Genomic DNA, 16,153 nt, shown 5'->3' with positions numbered 1-16,153 from the left:
CCCGGTCACCCCGGCCGTCAGGAAGTCCGGACCTCGTACGTCGTCACCCGTACCGTCTCGTCGTCCAGGCACCGGCCCGACTCCAGGTCGAACCGCTGCTTCAGCAGGGGCGAGGCCACGAACGGGCGGCCCTGGTGGGAGCCGATCAGACCGCGGGAGAGGACCGCCGCGCCGCTGAACGGATCGCGGTTGTCGATGGCGTACATCCGGCCCGCGCGGTCGAGGAAGACGGCCGCCTGGCCGCCGTCCGGGAGCAGGGCGGCGACTCCGCGGCCCGGCGTCAGCGCGGACACGTCGCAGAGGGCCAACCAGGAGTCCGTCAGGCGGATGTGGACGACGAGGGTGGTTGTTTCGGGTGCCAGGGTCATCGCTGGGCGCTTCCTTCCAGGGCTTCCGAGGGGCGGCGGCCGATGCTCAGCAGCGGCAGGTCCGGCTTGATCTGGTCGCGCTCGGGGACGAAGCCGACGACCGGGTCGGGGGTGTCCGGGGCGTTCACGAAGGACACGAACCGGGCCAGTTTCTCGGGGTCGTTGATGGTCTCGGCCCACTCGTCGCGGTAGGCGGCGACATGCGCGGCCATCAGCGACTCCAGTTCCTCGCAGATGCCGAGCGAGTCCTCCACGACCACCTCGCGTACGTGGTCCAGGCCGCCCGGAATCCGCTCCAGCCAGGTCGACGTGCGCTCCAGACGGTCCGCCGTGCGGATGTAGAACATCAGGAACCGGTCGATCAGGCGGACGAGTTCGGCGTCGGAGAGGTCCTGTGCGAGCAGGTCCGCGTGACGCGGGGTGGCGCCGCCGTTGCCGCCGACGTACAGGTTCCATCCGTTGGCGGTGGCGATCACGCCGAAGTCCTTGGACTGGGCCTCGGCGCACTCGCGGGCGCATCCGGAGACCGCCGACTTGAGCTTGTGCGGGGAGCGCAGACCCCGGTAGCGCAGCTCCAGGTCGATCGCCATGCGGACGGAGTCCTGGACGCCGTAGCGGCACCAGGTCTGCCCGACGCAGGATTTGACCGTGCGCAGGGCCTTTCCGTAGGCGTGGCCCGACTCGAAGCCCGCGTCCACCAGCCTCGCCCAGATGAGGGGGAGTTGCTCGACCCGCGCGCCGAACAGGTCGATGCGCTGGCCGCCCGTGATCTTCGTGTAGAGGCCGAAGTCCCGGGCCACCTCGCCGATCACGATCAGCTTCTCCGGGGTGATCTCGCCGCCGGGGACGCGCGGCACGATCGAATACGAGCCGTTCTTCTGGAGGTTGGCGAGGAAGTGGTCGTTGGTGTCCTGGAGGGCAGCCTGCTCGCCGTCCAGGACATAGCCGCTGGCGCCGATGGTCGGGGCGAGGGAGGCGATGATCGAGGCGACGGCCGGCTTGCAGACCTCGCAGCCCTCGCCACCCCGGGCGCCCTCACGGCCGTAGCGGTCCAGCAGGACCTGGAAGGAGGGGACGCGCAGCGCGAGGGCGATCTCGTACAGCTCCTCGCGGGTCTGGGAGAAGCAGCCGCACAGGCCGTGGTCGACCTCGACGCCGCTCGCCTCCAGCTCCTCGTTGACGAGCTGGCCGAGGACCTTGACACAACTCCCGCACCCCGTACCGGCCTTGGTGCACTTCTTGACCTCGGGCACGGTGGTGCAGGAGTGCTCGGTGACCGCGCCGCGGATCGTGCCCTTGGTGACGTTGTGGCAGGAACAGATGACCGCGGAGTCGGGGAGCGCGGAGGGGCCGAGCGCGACCGGGGCGCCCGCGCCCGCCGGGAGCACCAGCTGCTCGGGGGCGATCGGCGGCACAGAGCCGGTGAAGGCCCGCAGGGTGCCGTACGCGTCCGCGTCGCCGACCAGGATGCCGCCGAGCAGCTCGCCGTCGCGGCCGATGACCAGCTTCTTGTACGTGCCCGAGCGTGAGTCGGAGTAGACGACGTCGAGGCAGTCGGAGGTGGCGCCGTGCGCGTCGCCGAAGGACGCGACGTCGACGCCGAGCAACTTCAGCTTCGTGGACAGGTCGGCGCCCGTGAAGCTGGCCTCGTCCGCGGCGATCGTCGCGGCGGCCGTCTCGGCCATCTCGTAGCCGGGCGCGACCAGGCCGTACACCCGGCCGTCCGAGGCGAGGGCGCACTCGCCGATCGCGAACACGTGCGGGTCCGACGTGCGGCACTGGTCGTCGACCGTGATGCCGCCGCGCGCGCCGACCGTGAGCCCGGTGTCGCGGGCGAGCTGGTCGCGCGGGCGGACGCCGGCCGAGAACACCACGAGATCCGTGGGGAGTTCGGAGCCGTCGGAGAGCTTCATCCCGGTCACCGCGCCGTCGTCGCCGGTGACGATCTCCTGGGTGCCCGTGCCCGTGTGCACGCTCAGGCCCATGTCCTGGATGGTGCGCAGGAGCGCCGCGCCGCCGCCCTCGTCGACCTGTACGGGCATCAGACGCGGCGCGAACTCCACGATGTGCGTGCTCAGCCCGAGTCCCTTCAGCGCGCCCGCGGCTTCGAGCCCGAGCAGGCCGCCGCCGACCACCGCGCCGGTCGTCGCCCGTGCCTTCGCGTACTCCTCGATGGCGAGCAGGTCGTCGATGGTGCGGTACACGAAGCAGCCCTCGGCGTCCTTGCCGGGCACCGGCGGGACGAAGGGGTACGAGCCGGTGGCGAGGACCAGGGTGTCGTACGTGATGACCAGACCCGAGCGCGCGGTGACCTGCCTGGCCTCCCGGTCGATCGTCTCGGCCGGGTCGCCGAGGTGCAGTTCGATGCCGTGCGTGGTGATGAACTCGGCGTCGGTGAGGGAGAGTTCCTCCGCAGTGCGGCCCGAGAAGTACGAGGTGAGCTGGACGCGGTCGTACGCCGGGCGCGGCTCCTCGCACAGCACGACCACACGGTGCGTGGCGGTCAGGCCGCGTTCGGCGAGCGCTTCGAGGAAGCGCTGGCCGACCATGCCATGGCCGACGAGCACGATGGTGTGCGCGCTGCCGTCGGTGGCGTTCGCCGCCGTCGTCATCGTCGTGTCCGTGGACATTCAGGAGCCTCCGTCGTTGGTGAGCAGGTGGAGCAGCGGGGCGCTGTCCGCGGGGGAGCGATGCGGTTCCCTCCCGGGCCCTCCCGGCTTCTCCCGGTCTCTCCCGGGCCGAGAGCGAGGGTGAACCGGGTCAGGGGGCGGGCGCATTCGAGGTCATGCACCGCAGCCTGCGACGCCGGTGTTACCCGGTCGCATCACGGCTGTTTCCCGGGAGGAACGCTGCCCTCAGCGGGAGCGACACCCGGTTGTGAGGGTTGGGTGGGGTCAACCGAACCCCCGGTCCTCGTGCGGGCACGATCGATCGCGGCGCCCTGGCACGGAAGCCTTGAGGCATCGGGATCCACCCGCTGACGAACAGGGGGACAGAAACATGGCCATCTCCGAGAAGCCGGAGCAGAAGCCGGAGCAGAAGCAGAAGCCGCCGCTCCCGCCGCCCCGCGACGACTCCGCCGTACGGGCCTGGCTGTTCGTCCGTGAAGCGTTCACCGCGGGCACCTGGCGCCGGGTCGCGTACGCGGTGCTGGCGTTCCCCGTGGGGGTGCTCTGCGTCCCGCTGGCTCTGCTGGGCGCCCCGACCGGGCGGTGGCAGCGGGGGCTCGTCCGGCGTCTCCTGGGCCGGGAGCTGTCCGGGTCCTCGCGGGGACTGGCCCACGCCACGGCCGCCGTACCCCTCAATCTCCTGGTGCTGGCCGTCACCGTCTACGGCTGGTCCCTGGTGCCGATGAACCTGGGCTGGCCGCTGCGCGCCGCCGGTTCCGACTCCTCAGACGCGTGGGGAGGGCCGACCTTCGCGGGGGCCTGGGCGTTCCACGCGATCGTCGGCGGGTTCGGCTTCCTGCTGCTCATGCCGTGGCTCGGCCGGGCCCTGGCAGCCGTCCAGCTCCGCCTCGCCGCGGCACTCCTCTCCTAGGTTGACGCCATGCACCCCCTCCGCAACCGCCTCCGCGCACTCGTGGCCTTCCCCTTCGGGCGGAAGGCCCTCGCGGCGCTTCTCTACGGGGTGATCGCCTTCCCGCTCGCCCTGGTCGGGTTCGTCCTCACCTTCGTGGGGCTGTTGGTCGGGGGCGTGCTGTCCGTGACCACGCTGGGACTGTGGCTGGTCGCCGTCACCGTGCGCGGGGCGCTGGCGCTCGGCAGGCTCCAACGTGCCCTCGCGCGGGGCCTGTTGGGGCTGGAGATCGAGGAGCCGGAGCGCCGCGAAGGTGCCGGGATCCTGGGCTGGCGGCGGGCGCTGCTCGGTGACCGGAGCGGGTGGCGCGCCGTCGCCTGCGCGCTGGCCACCCCCTTCACCGCCGTCTTCGGGTACACCGCCGTCGTCATCGGCTACGTCTATGGCGTCCTGCTCACCCTCCACCCCCTCCTCAAGCGGTGGAACTACGACACCCGGCGGGCGAGCGACGGCACGACGCACCGGGTGTCGCTGGAGTTCTTCGGGTTCCAGGTCGACTCCTGGCCACGGTGGCTGATCCCGGCGGCCCTCGGGCTCCTCCTCCTCGCCACCGCGTCCTGGCTGCTGCGCCAGGCCCTCGCCCCGCACCGGGCGCTGCTCGGCGCGCTGCTCGGCCCCGACCCCGCCGAGCGCCGCATCCGCACCCTGGAGGAGACCCGCGCTCAGGCCGTGGACGACGCGGCGGCGACCCTGCGCCGGATCGAACGCGACCTGCACGACGGGACGCAGGCCCGGCTCGTCGGCCTCGCGATGCACCTCACGATGATCAGGGAGCTGATCGGCGCGGGGGCTTCCCCCGACCGGCTCCTCGCCGTCGTCGACACCGCGCGGGGCAACGCGACCCAGGCCATCGCCGACCTGCGCCATCTGGTGAAGGGCATCCACCCTCCCGTACTGGACCAGGGCCTGGACACCGCCCTGGCCACCCTCGCCGCCGACAGCGCCCTGCCCGTCGAGGTCGCCGCCGACATCACGGACCGCCCGAGCCCGGCCGTCGAGTCGATCGCGTACTTCTGCGCCGCCGAACTCCTCGCCAACGCCGCCAAGCACAGCGGGGCGAGCGGTGCGGCGGTGAGCGTGACCGCCCGGGACGGACTGCTGCGGCTGAGCGTGCGCGACGACGGACGCGGGGGAGCGGTGATCGGCGCGGGCTCGGGCCTGACCGGGCTGCTGGCCCGCGCCCGGACCGTCGACGGCACCCTCACCTGCGACAGCCCTCCGGGAGGCCCTACGGTGGTCACGGTCGAGCTTCCCTGCTGACCGAGCCGCCCTCCTGTCCGAGCCGCTCCTGACGATCACGGGGATCACATGCGCGTCGTCATCGCCGAGGACTCCGCCCTCCTGCGAGAGGGGCTGGTCCAGCTGCTGCGGTTGCGGGACGTGGAGGTCGCGGCGGCCGTCGGGGACGCCGAGACGCTGCTCGCCGCCGTGGCCGAGCACCGTCCGGACCTGGCCGTCGTCGACATCAGGCTGCCGCCCACGCAGACCGACGAGGGTGTACGGGCGGCCGTACGGCTGCGCAAGGACCACCCCGGCACCGGGGTGCTGATCCTCTCGCAGTACGTGGAGACGACGTACGCCCGGCAACTGCTCGCCGACCCGGCCGGGATCGGATATCTGCTGAAGGAACGGGTCGTCGACATCGGCGAGTTCGTGGACGCCATGGAACGGGTCGCCGCAGGCGGCACCGCCCTCGACCCCGAGGTCGTCGCGCAGCTCTTCGGTGCGAGCCGGCGCGCCACCGCCCTCGACAGGCTCACACCGCGCGAGCGCGAGGTGCTCGCCCTGATGGCGGAGGGCCGGACGAACCAGTCGATCGCCGGCGCCTTCACCGTCTCGGAACGCGCCGTCGAGAAACACATCGCCAACATCTTCACCAAGCTCGACCTGCCGCCGTCGGGCACCGGGCACCGACGGGTGCTGGCGGTCCTGCGCTACCTGGACTCGGTGACCGTCACATAGGGTCGCGATCATGCCCGACATATCGCTGACCATCGTCGTTGTGCTCTGCCTCGCCTCCCTCGCGGCGGGCTGGATCGACGCCGTGGTGGGCGGTGGCGGGCTGCTTCTGCTCCCCGCGATGCTGCTCGGACTGCCGGGCGGTACACCGGCGGCGTACGCGCTCGGGACGAACAAGGCGGTCGCGATCGTCGGGACGACCGGCGCGGCGGTGACGTACGCGCGCAAGGCGCCGGTGGATGTGCGGCTGGCCGTGCGGATCGGGCTCGCGGCGCTGGCGGGCTCCACGGCCGGTGCCTTCGTGGCCGCCGGGCTGAGTACGGACGTGCTGAAGCCGGTGGTCATGGTGGTGCTGCTCGGCGTCGGGACCTTCGTCATGCTGCGGCCCGCCTTCGGTACGGCGCCCTCGACCGAGCCCGTGTCCGCGCGGCGCGTGCTGGCCGCGATCGGGCTCGCGGGCCTCGGGATCGGCTTCTACGACGGGCTCATCGGCCCCGGCACGGGTACGTTCCTCGTCCTGGCGCTGACCGCGCTGCTCCACTTCGACCTGGTGACCGCCTCCGCCACCGCGAAGATCGTCAATTGCTGCACCAACGCGGGCGCCCTCGCGACCTTCGCCTGGAAGGGGACGGTGTACTGGCAACTGGCCGCGCTGATGGCCGTGTTCAACCTGGTGGGCGGCATGGTGGGGGCGCACACGGCGCTCAAGAAGGGCAGCGGGTTCGTCCGGGTGGTGCTGCTGACGGTGGTGTTCGCGCTGGTGGCGAATCTGGCGTACCAGCAGTGGATCGCGTAGGCGCCGCAGGTGCCGGTCAGCGGCTGCCGGTGAGGTGGGCGAAGACGACCACGTTCCCCTGGTACCCGGTGGCCTTCGAGTAGTCGCCGCCGCAGGTGATGACGCGCAGTTCGGGGCGGGACGCGGCGCCGTACACCTTCTCGTCCGGGAAGTCGCGGGCCGCGTAGACCTCGACGGCGTCGACGGTGAACAGCGCGGTGCCGCCGTCGCGGCGGGCCACCTCGATGGCGCTGCCCTTCTTGAGGGCGCCGAGGTTGTAGAAGACGGCGGGACCGTTGGCGTTGTCGACGTGGCCCGCGACGATCGCGGTGCCTCGCTCGCCGGGGGTGGTGCCGGCCTGGTACCAGCCCGCGAGGTTCTTCTGCCCGGCGGGCGGGACGTCGAGGCTGCCCTGCGGGGTGAGGCCGAGACCCATCAGCGGGGCGTTCACGCCGATGGAGGGGATGCGGATGCGCTCGGGCGGGGAGTGGCGGAGCGCGGGAGCGCCCTGCCGGAGGGCGTCGCCGGTGCCGGCCTGGGCGGCGGAGGGCTGGGGCGGCGGGTGGACCTGGGTGCCGTTGTGGAGCAGCCAGGTCCCTGAGCAGAGGGCGACCACGGTGACGGAAGCTATCGCGGTGTTGCTGACCCGGCGCATATGAGCCTCCTCTCGGGGTCAGGGGTTGTGCGGTTGTGGTCGTGGCGGTCGTCGTGGTCCTCGTCGCAACCGTGGTCGTGGTCGCGGTCGTGGTCGTGGTGGGTCCCCTTCCCCCTCCGGGCCGCGAGGGGCGTCGGGCCACGGAGGGGGAGGGGACGGCGGTACCGGCGGACGGACAGCGGAGGGTGTCCGTCAGATCCCGTCGCCTCTCGCCCGGCGATGCAGGAGCCAGGTACCGCCCGCGGCGGCGACGGCCAGGGCCGCCACTCCCGCCGCGGTCTGCACGGGGTCGGGGCCGAGTGCGCCGCCGACCCCCGTGTTCACATGCCCACGCGGCAGATGGATCTGTTCGCGTGTGGCGGTCAGGTTCACGATCAGGTCGCCGGTGACCTGTCGGCCGCGGGAGCATTTCGCGACGATCTCGTACGTCCCCGGCTGGGCACTCGGCGGCACCTTGAACTGGCCGATCGCGTCCTGTTCGTGGGCGCTGGCGGCGAGTATGAAGATGCCCGCGCCGACCGCGCTGGCGTCACCCGTGGCGGTGCCGTCCGCCCCGCACGCCGCCGTGTTGACGGTGACGTCGGCCCCCGGGACGACGGTGGAGGGGAACACCTCCAGACTCTCCGTGGACCCGCCGTACGCGGGCGCTGTGGCGAGGCCCACCGCGGCGACGGCGAGCGCGGTACCGGTCAGCAGACGGGCTGTGCGTCGCATGGCTGTGCTCCTCCGAGGGGGCGCGGCCGGCGGCACCCCCAAGTGCCGCTGTGTCGGTCGTGCCCCTGCCCTTCCGAGGTAAGTGGCAGTCGGCCGGGTTCGCTTCCTGACAGGGCGTCATAAATACGGGGAAAGAGTGCCGGACGAGGGTGTCCGAGGGGCCGGAACGGTGGCGTTCCAGCAGGTCACCGGCGTACGGCTGAGGTGTCGCGGCAAAGAAGCCGAAGAGGGCAGGGAGGGCGTGCGAACGGGTGACGGGGGCGGGTGGGAGGCGCAGTGACCTCAAGGATGGTTGAGGTGACGGCCCGTGCGCCATGAAGGCGAGCACGAGGGCCGTTTCGGTCCCGTCGTCGCCGACCGGCCGCCGCGGGCACCGCACCCGGCGTCCCGGACCGCGCCGTCACGCCCACCCGGACGGCCCGGGGCGCCGCGAGTCGACCGCTCCGGCCGCTCCGGCCTCCTCGGCCGCTCCGGCCTCCCCGGCCTCCCCGGCCGCCCCGGCACGAGCGTGTGCCGCACGTGCCGGGGCGTGCCGGGGCAGCCGGTCGAGGCCCTGCTTGCAGCCGGTCGAAGCCCTGCCAGGCGCCTGGCGTTCAGCTCACGGACACCGCGGACCAGGCCGCCGCCACCGCGTTGTACTCCGTGCTTGTGGCCCCGTACAGGTCCTTCGCCGCGCTCAGTGTCGCCGTCCGCGCGCCCGCGTAGTTGGTCGAGGACGTCATGTAGACCGTCAGCGCCCGGTACCAGATCGCGCCGAGCTTGTCCCGGCCGATGCCGGTGACCGTGGAGTTGTTGCAGGTGGGGGAGTTGTAGCTGACCCCGTTGATGGTCTTCGCGCCGCTGCCCTCGGCGAGCAGGTACGCGAAGTGGTTCGCGACGCCGGACGAGTAGTGGACGTCGAGATTACCGACCGAGGAGCTCCAGCAGTCCGCCGAGTTGCCGTCCTTGGAGGGCTGGTCCATGAACCGCAGGGCCGCCTTGCCGAAGCCGGAGCGGACTATCTTCTCGCCGATCAGATAGTCCCCGGGGTCGGTGGAGTTGTTCGCGTAGAACTCCACCAGCGTGCCGAAGATGTCGGAGGTCGCCTCGTTCAGGCCGCCGGACTCGCCCGAGTACGTCAGCGCCGCCGTCTTCGACGTGACACCGTGGGACATCTCGTGACCGGCCACGTCGAGCCCGACCAGCGGCCCGAGCGTCGTCCCGTCACCGTCCCCGTACGTCATGCAGAAGCAACTGTCGTCCCAGAACGCGTTGTTGTAGTTGTTGCCGTAGTGCACGCGGTTGTACGAGCCCTTGCCGTCGCCCGCGATGCCGGTGCGGCCGTGGATGTTCTTGTAGTAGTCCCAGGTCTCGTTCGTGCCGTACTGGGCGTCGACCGCGGCCGAGGAACGGTCCGAAGCCGCCCCGGTTCCCCAGTGGTTGTCGGCGTCCGTGAAGAGGGTCGCCGGAGCGCGGCTGACGCAGATCCCGAAGACGCACAGGTCCGTCTTGTTCGCCGCGTCGCCCGTGTACGTGTTCCCGCGCGTCGGGTCCTTGAGCTGGTACGTCGATCCGGAGAGCGTGGTCTCCAGCGGGACCGTGCCGCTGTAGAGGGACCGGCCGTCACCCGTCGCGGTCTCGATGCTGTCCCACGCGTCGATCTGCCGGCCGCTGCGGGCGTCGGTCAGCACGGTGCGGGCGACCGGGTTGCCCAGCGAGTCCTGGCCCACCACGTTGGTGCGCCAGGCCAGCCGGGGTGCGCCGTGCAGGGCGTCCACGACGAGCTGGGGCCTGGCCGTCACCTTCTTCAGCGTCTCGCCGAGGTGCGCGGCGCGCAGTGCGGCGGTGGCCAGGTCGGCGGCCTCGGGGGCGGCGAGCGCGGGCGTGGTGGTGGGGACGGAGAGGTCGCGGGAGGTGGCCCGGTTCGCGCCGCGGTAGGAGCCGTCGCGGGCGAGGTGGACGACGAAGTCGCCGCCCAGGACCGGCAGTTTCCGGTACGTGCGGTCGTAGCGCACATGCTGGCCGCCGTCCGCGTCGACGACCACGTCACGGACGCTGGTGCCCTCGGCGGAGGTCAGGCCCAGCCGGGTGGCCTCCTTCACCAGAGCCGCGGCGGCGTTGTCGATCGCGGTGGCGCGGCCGGGCCGGCCGGTGGCGCCCGCGGTGGGGGTCAGCGCGGCCGCCAGCAGGGCGGTGGCGGCCGCGGCCACACCGGCCGCGGCCAGGCGGGAGCCTCGGGTGTGCGGTCGGGTACCTCGGGTCTGCCGTATCCGGATCCGACTCATCGGTCTCCTCGGGGAGGGGCGCTCAGACGCGTGGGGGCGCTGATGTCGAGTCAGAGTTAAAGGTCCATGACATGTCATGTCCATAGCCCGTGCGCGATTCCGCGAGGTGTGGAGAGAATCGTTTCCGCACCCTCACGAATGGGAGACGATCATGGAGATGGCCGCCGGAGCGGCTTCCTGGCTGACCGTGCTGACCACGACCGACGCCCCCGGGAAGGCGGAGGCGCTCGCGCGCGGCGCGGTCGAGGCGCGGGTCGCGGCCTGCGCGCAGATCACCGGGCCGGTGACCTCCGTCTACCGGTGGAAGGGGGCGGTGGAGACCGCGAGCGAGTGGCAGGTGCTGTTCAAGACCACGGGTGCGCGGTACGACGCGCTGGAGACGTATCTCCTCGCGGCGCACGACTACGACACCCCCGAGATCATCGCGACGCCCGTCGTCCGGGGGAGCGCGGACTATCTGCGCTGGATCGAGGAGGAGACCGTGGAAGGGGAGACCGTGGGGGAGGAGAGCGTGGAGTCGGAGACCAGCGCGTGACCGTCCCCTTCTTCGTCTACGGCACCCTGCGCCCCGGCGGGCACTACCACGACCTGTTCCTCCGCGGCCGTACGGAGTCGGAGGAGCCCGGCCGGATGCGGGGAGCCGTGCTGTACGAAGGGCCCGGATATCCGTACGCCGTGGAGGAGCCGGGAGGTGTCGTGCGCGGGGAGTTGGTGACCGCGCTCCCGGAGGCGTACGGACAGGTGCTCGGCGCGCTGGACCGGCTGGAGGAGTACGTGCCGGGCGACCCCCGCAACCTGTACGAGCGGGTGGCGCGGGAGGTGATCCGCGCGGACGGCACGGCCGTACGGGCCTGGGTGTACGTGGCCGCCCCGGCCGTTGCCGCGCGGTTGCGGGCCGGCGGCACCCTCGTCGAGGGCGGGGACTGGCACGCGGGTCGTTGAGGGCACGGGTGCGCCTGTCATCGAGGAGCCCACTCGTGCGGGTGGCGAGTCCGCGTGACTCCGCGCGCCCCCACGGCCGCGCCCCGGGCCGCCCCTAGGGTCCCGCCATGACCGACAGCGACATCACCCGGCGCCGTCTCCTCGCGCTGGGCGGCGCGGGTGCGGGGGCCGCTCTGGGGCTCGGGATCAACTCGTGCTCGTCGAGTCCCTCGGACACCTCGAAGCCCCCGGACACCTCGAAATCCCCGAACACCTCGTCCCCAGTGACCCCCGACTCCTCGTCCGCTCCGCACGCGCCTGCGGAGACAGGGGCAGCGCCCTCGCCCAGGTGACCGCTACACGGTGAGCCGCGTCAGCAGCACCGCCGGAGCCTGCGGCAACGTCACCCGCAGCGCCGACCCGTCCCAGACCACCGGCCCCGCCGACCCGTGCAGTACGTCGACCCGTACCTCCCGCCCCGCCAAGTGCGCCGCGGGCAGGGCGACTTCGGGGTGATCGCCCGCTCTGCGCCACACCAGCACATACGTGGTGTCGAGGAACGGCACCCGCATCCCCAGCGCCACCCACGCGTCCCGCCACCCGGGCAGCCCCAGCGGCCAGAACGGCACCGACCGGCACAGATCGCCCCGGACGGCCTTGTACGTCACCAACGCCTCGCGCACGAGCCCGAGTTGGGGCGGTGTCATGCGGTCCAGACGCCCGGAGAGATGAACCCGTCCCAGCAGCGCCGAGCCGAGGGTGAAGGCGATCTCCTCGTCCGTGAACTCCGGTTGCGGGTACGCCCACACGGCCCCCTGCTCGGGCGGCACCGCGGTCGGCGCGGCGGCCGCGATGGGCGGGTAGCGCAGGGGGTCCTGCTGGTCGGAGGTGGACTGGAGCTGGGCCACGGCCAGTGACGCGCCGTCCATGCGCAGCCCGCCCGAACCGCAGTTCTCGACGACCAGACCCGGGTGGCGGTCCAGGACGGCCGACAGCCAGGACAGCCAGGCGCGCGTGTGGTCGAGGAGACCGGGCGCGGAGGTGGTGATGTTGTAGTCGAGCTTGAGATAGCCCACACCCCACTCGCCGACGAGCCGGTCGACCGTCCGGTCGAGGTGCGCGCGGGCGGCCGGATGCGTCAGGTCCAGCTGGTGGCGGCCCTGTTCGGTGACGCGCACGCCGCCTTCGTGGCGCAGGAAGGCCTCGTCCGGCAACTCGGTGGCGAGCGGACTGCGGACGCCGACCACCTCCGGTTCCAGCCACAGCCCCGGCACCATCCCGCGCTCCCGGATCCGGCCGAGCACGGCGTGGAGGCCGTCAGGGCCGGGGAAGCGCCGCGCCGACGGCAGCCAGGCGCCGACACTGTCCCACCAGCCGCCGCCGCCCCCGCCCTCGTCCTCGCCCGTGTCCCCCTCCGCATCCCCGTCCCCGTCCCCGCCCTCGTCGTCGTACCACCCGGCATCGACGCAGAAGTACTCCGCGCCCGCCTCGGCCGCCGCGTCGATCAGCGGCAGCAGCTTCTCGGTGGTCGGGTCGCCCATGAGGGTGTTCATGTAGTCGTTGAAGACGACGGGGAGTTGGTCGTGGTCGGGGTGCGGACGGCGGATCCGGCGCCGGTAGTCGGTCAGCGCGGTGAGCGCTCCGTCGAAACCGTCGCCGAGCGCGAGAGCCGCGTACTCGGAGACGAACTCCGCCCCCGGGGACAGGACCTGACGCCATGAGTGGTCGTCCGCGGTCGGACCGCTCAGGGAGAGGTATGTGCGGTGGTCCGCCTCGCCCGCCTCCCACAGCCAGCTCGCGGCGGACTCGATCTGCCAGAGCCAGCAGCGCCCGTCGGTGCGGTCGGTGAGCGCGCCCATCGCCAGATGCCCGTCGGTGGGCCAGCTCCCGCGCCCGGCGAGCCGCACCCCGGCCCGGCCGTCGTGCCCATGGAACGCCCGGCCGACGTCGGGCACGGACTCCCGCAACTCCTCGGCGTACCAACGGCATTCGGCGAGCCAGTCGTTGCGTGCCCGGTGCACGTCGAGCACGTCGGGCGAGGGCAGCGCGCCCAGCAGCAGACTGCTCACTGAGCGCACGGTGACGGGGGTGTCGCCGTCGTTGCGGATCCGGACGCGGGCGCGCAGCACCGGTACCGCGTCCGGTGAGGAGTACTCGACGAAGACGGTCAGACCGCCCCGCCTGTCCTGGAGCTGGACGGTGAGATGGTGCCAGCCGTCGCCGTACGCCGCGTGGTGGGCGCGGTGGGTCAGGCGCTGCCCGAGCGCCGTACCGGTGAAGCGCGGCCCGGACCAGCCGGTGCCCTCTCCGAGGAGGGTCACGTCGACGAGCGGCAGCGCGGCCCCGGCGGCCTCGGCGGCGTTCTTGGGCTCCGGTTCACCGGGCACGGTCAGCCGGACCAGGCGGGGTGTGCGGCCGTCCAGGTCGAAATCGGCGGTGAGAGCGGAATGGCCCCAGCGGTAGCTGAACTCCTGCGTCACGCGATCCCCCGCCGCCGAGTCGATCCCGCACCGGTCCAGAGCCCCGGCGCGGTGGTGGGCAGGGGCTCATGCTAGTGCCGGGGGCACCGTCAACGGGCCTATTCACGGGAGCCGTTCACCGCAGGGAGGGCGGGCCGGAGGCTACTGGCGGTTCAGGGAGCGTGTGACGCCCGCCGCGATCGTCGTGGCCAGGATCCAGCCGACGGCGATCAGCAGATACGAGAGCCACTGGTACCAGCCGCGCGGCGCGAAGGCCGTCTCCTGACCGAAGTCCACGAGGGGCAGCAGAAGGTCGAGGGTGTAGAAGACCGGGTTGAAGCCGGGCGCCTCGGCGGGCTTCAGGGCGGGCGGATGGTGCAGTGCGAAGGCGGTGGCGCCGGTGCACAGCAGCAACAGCAGCCAGCCCGCCGCGCGCATCGGCCGGTAGCCGTAGCCGACGGCCGCGTCCTGGAGCCGGCCCCAGAACCTGGCGTAGCGGGGGAGGGTGCGGCGGTGCCGGCGGAGTTTGGCCAGCTGGACCGTGCGCGCGGCGGCGTCGTCGCCCGCCGTGCGGTACGCGGCGGCCAACTGCTCGTAGGCGTGGGGAAGATAGCCGCCCTCCTCGCGTTCCAGCAGCGGCAGCCGCTGCTCGGCGGGCAGATGCGGGGCGAGGGTGCGGTAGCCGAGGCCGTCGATCCGGACGCGGTCGGGCCACACCCCCGGAGGCACGTGCAGAAGGTCCAGCTGGGAGCGGCGCAGGTTCACGGTGCCCACGATCGGCGCGGCCTCGCGCAGCCACAGCTCGCCGATGACACAGCTGCTGGCACGCAGGGCCGGACCTCCGGGGTTGGACAGCCGGGCGTAGGCCAGATTGAGCTGGTGGGGAATCCTCGACCCGCTCAGGTTGACCCGGCCCCGCGCGCGCAGCCGCACGGCCCGCAGGTCGGTGCCGACCGACAGGGTCTCGGCGTGCAGGGCGGTCCCGCCCGCCGGTACGTGCAGCTCGGCGTCGTCGAGGGTGACCTGACCGCCGACCGTGGCCCCGTTCAGCCGTACCTGGCCGTGCGCGAGGAGGCCGACGGCCCACAGGTCGGTGCCGATGGTCGCGTGGTTGAGCTGGAGAACCGGTTCCTCGGCCCCTTCCGGGTCCGGGGTGTCCGGGGTGTCCGGTGCCGCCGGGCGGCCCAGCCGCGCCCCGTTGACGAACACGGCGCCGGAGATCTTCGCGCCCTGGAGCCGTATCGGCCCGGTGACCCGGCAGCAGCTGAGCCGCAGTACCCCGTCGACCCGCAGGTTGCCGGCCTTGAGCCCGGGGAGCACCGAGTCGCTCAGCACCAGTGCGCGCAGCTGCGCCCCGTACAGCTTCAGAGGCTGCTCGAAGTGGCAGAACCGCAGCTGCACGGCCTGTTCGACCGTCCCGTACACGAGATCCAGCTGTCCGGTGATGCGCGCGCCGGTGAGCTTCAGGCCGGCTATCTCGCCGTCGTGCGCCGGTCCGTCGATCAGCAGGGCCCGCAGCACCTCGGCGCGCACGGTCCGCTCGGGGCCCCAGGAGGCGCCGGTCGCGGGGTCGTCGGCGGGGTTCCCGCCGGAGTCGGCGGAGGAGGCGGGTTCCTCACGGAAGTCGACGCCCTCGCCGAGCGGAAAGGCCTCCCAGACACGGCGTTCCGCGGGCGTCAGACCGGCGGGATCGATGACCGTCCTCACTTCCGTGCCGCCGCGAGGGCCCGCGTCACCCCCGGCTCCTTCGGCCCCAGGAACTGCGGATCGCGCTTGAACACCGCGTCCAGCAGGGCCTTGCCCGCCGCGAACACCTCGCGGGTGCCCCCGTAGTACCAGGTGACGTCGTGGGTGGCGTCGACCCCGACGCCGTACGACCGCACGCCCGCCGCCCGGCACAGCGCGACGGCCCGCCGGATGTGGAAGTTCTGGCTGATCAGCACGGCCTCGTGGACACCGAAGATCTTCCGGGCCCGCACGCAGGAGTCCCAGGTGTCGAACCCGGCGTAGTCGCTGACGATCCGCCGGTCCGGCACCCCACGCTTCGTCAGATAGGTCCGCATCGCATCCGGTTCGTCGTAGTCCTTGCGGCTGTTGTCCCCGGTGACGAGCACGGCCTCGATCCGCCCGGCCCGGTACAGCTTCGCCGCCGCGTCCAGCCGGTGCGCGAGGTACGGGGACGGCTCGCCGTTCCACAGTCCGGCCCCGAACACCACCGCGACCTCGGTGCGCGGCGCGTCGGCCGTCGTACGCAGTCCGTCGGCCGTGCTCACGTACAGCCATGTCACCGGAAGCAGCGCCAGCACGCACAGCAGCATGACCGTCTGCACGGCCCGCCGCTGCCCGGCGCGGGTGCGCGGCAGGCGGGGCAGCCGCGGTCTGAGGATCCTCGGGTGCGGCAGGCGCGGCATGGTTGTTCGTCCCCCCGGTGGCGTCCGATCACGTCGGTATTCGACAGA

At 72.4% G+C, this 16,153-nt stretch carries 15 protein-coding genes; 7 read left to right on the top strand and 8 right to left on the bottom strand.

What is annotated here, in order from left to right:
• Positions 1-17: 17 nt before the first annotated feature.
• Complete coding sequence (gene nirD, locus ACIRA5_RS06900) at positions 18-368, bottom strand: nitrite reductase small subunit NirD (protein ID WP_403688083.1); 351 nt, start codon at positions 366-368, stop codon at positions 18-20.
• A complete protein-coding gene (gene nirB, locus ACIRA5_RS06895; RefSeq protein ID WP_403688081.1) occupies positions 365-2,998 on the bottom strand; it encodes a nitrite reductase large subunit NirB in 2,634 nt (877 codons plus the stop codon). The genes nirD and nirB overlap by 4 nt, the downstream gene beginning before the upstream one ends.
• Before the next feature lie 370 nt (positions 2,999-3,368).
• On the opposite strand from nirB, the gene ACIRA5_RS06890 reads away from it, so the two are divergent.
• From ACIRA5_RS06890 to ACIRA5_RS06875, 4 genes are read left to right on the top strand one after another with little or no spacing between them, the layout of a single operon-like run.
• Entirely contained in the window at positions 3,369-3,908 is a 540-nt protein-coding gene (locus ACIRA5_RS06890) for a hypothetical protein (protein WP_403688079.1), read from the top strand.
• A gap of 9 nt (positions 3,909-3,917) precedes the next feature.
• A complete protein-coding gene (locus tag ACIRA5_RS06885; RefSeq protein WP_403688077.1) occupies positions 3,918-5,207 on the top strand; it encodes a sensor histidine kinase in 1,290 nt (429 codons plus the stop codon).
• Between the two features lie 48 nt (positions 5,208-5,255).
• A complete protein-coding gene (locus ACIRA5_RS06880) occupies positions 5,256-5,909 on the top strand; it encodes a response regulator (RefSeq protein ID WP_403688076.1) in 654 nt (217 codons plus the stop codon).
• Between the two features lie 10 nt (positions 5,910-5,919).
• Positions 5,920-6,702 (top strand): TSUP family transporter, encoded by a 783-nt coding sequence (locus tag ACIRA5_RS06875; protein WP_352046103.1) that lies wholly within the window; start codon positions 5,920-5,922, stop codon positions 6,700-6,702.
• A 16-nt stretch (positions 6,703-6,718) separates the two neighbouring features.
• Here the strand turns inward: ACIRA5_RS06875 and ACIRA5_RS06870 are convergent, their stop codons facing one another.
• The 3 genes from ACIRA5_RS06870 to ACIRA5_RS06860 form a co-directional block, all read right to left on the bottom strand.
• Entirely contained in the window at positions 6,719-7,336 is a 618-nt protein-coding gene (locus ACIRA5_RS06870; protein ID WP_190168765.1) for a class F sortase, read from the bottom strand.
• Positions 7,337-7,528: 192 nt separating this feature from the next.
• The gene (locus ACIRA5_RS06865; RefSeq protein ID WP_403688073.1) at positions 7,529-8,050 is read right to left on the bottom strand and encodes a hypothetical protein; all 522 of its coding nucleotides are present in this window, start codon (positions 8,048-8,050) and stop codon (positions 7,529-7,531) included.
• 593 nt (positions 8,051-8,643) lie between these two features.
• Positions 8,644-10,314: a M4 family metallopeptidase gene (locus ACIRA5_RS06860; RefSeq protein ID WP_403688072.1), complete on the bottom strand. Its 1,671-nt coding sequence runs from the start codon at positions 10,312-10,314 to the stop codon at positions 8,644-8,646.
• A 157-nt stretch (positions 10,315-10,471) separates the two neighbouring features.
• On the opposite strand from ACIRA5_RS06860, the gene cutA reads away from it, so the two are divergent.
• From cutA to ACIRA5_RS06845, 3 genes are all read left to right on the top strand, one after another.
• Positions 10,472-10,849, top strand: a complete 378-nt coding sequence (cutA, locus tag ACIRA5_RS06855; RefSeq protein ID WP_403688620.1) for a divalent-cation tolerance protein CutA — start codon at positions 10,472-10,474, stop codon at positions 10,847-10,849.
• Positions 10,846-11,256, top strand: a complete 411-nt coding sequence (locus ACIRA5_RS06850) for a gamma-glutamylcyclotransferase family protein (RefSeq protein ID WP_403688069.1) — start codon at positions 10,846-10,848, stop codon at positions 11,254-11,256. The genes cutA and ACIRA5_RS06850 overlap by 4 nt, the downstream gene beginning before the upstream one ends.
• 107 nt (positions 11,257-11,363) lie before the next feature.
• Positions 11,364-11,588 carry a hypothetical protein gene (locus ACIRA5_RS06845; protein WP_403688067.1) on the top strand — a complete coding sequence of 75 codons (225 nt, stop codon included), beginning with the start codon at positions 11,364-11,366 and terminating at the stop codon, positions 11,586-11,588.
• Positions 11,589-11,591: 3 nt separating this feature from the next.
• Here the strand turns inward: ACIRA5_RS06845 and ACIRA5_RS06840 are convergent, their stop codons facing one another.
• The 3 genes from ACIRA5_RS06840 to ACIRA5_RS06830 all read right to left on the bottom strand — a co-directional run bounded on the left by ACIRA5_RS06840 (position 11,592) and on the right by ACIRA5_RS06830 (position 16,105).
• Positions 11,592-13,715 carry an alpha-galactosidase gene (locus ACIRA5_RS06840; protein WP_403688065.1) on the bottom strand — a complete coding sequence of 708 codons (2,124 nt, stop codon included), beginning with the start codon at positions 13,713-13,715 and terminating at the stop codon, positions 11,592-11,594.
• A 141-nt stretch (positions 13,716-13,856) separates the two neighbouring features.
• The gene (locus ACIRA5_RS06835) at positions 13,857-15,389 is read right to left on the bottom strand and encodes a membrane-associated oxidoreductase (protein WP_403688618.1); all 1,533 of its coding nucleotides are present in this window, start codon (positions 15,387-15,389) and stop codon (positions 13,857-13,859) included.
• 8 nt (positions 15,390-15,397) lie between these two features.
• Complete coding sequence (locus ACIRA5_RS06830; RefSeq protein WP_403688063.1) at positions 15,398-16,105, bottom strand: vancomycin high temperature exclusion protein; 708 nt, start codon at positions 16,103-16,105, stop codon at positions 15,398-15,400.
• Positions 16,106-16,153 lie beyond the last annotated feature (48 nt).

This window comes from Streptomyces sp. NPDC096311 (genome assembly GCF_044763085.1).
Lineage (GTDB): Bacteria > Actinomycetota > Actinomycetes > Streptomycetales > Streptomycetaceae > Streptomyces.
The sequence above is the reverse complement of the archived record's forward strand: the minus strand, read 5'-3'. Positions and strand labels throughout refer to the sequence as shown.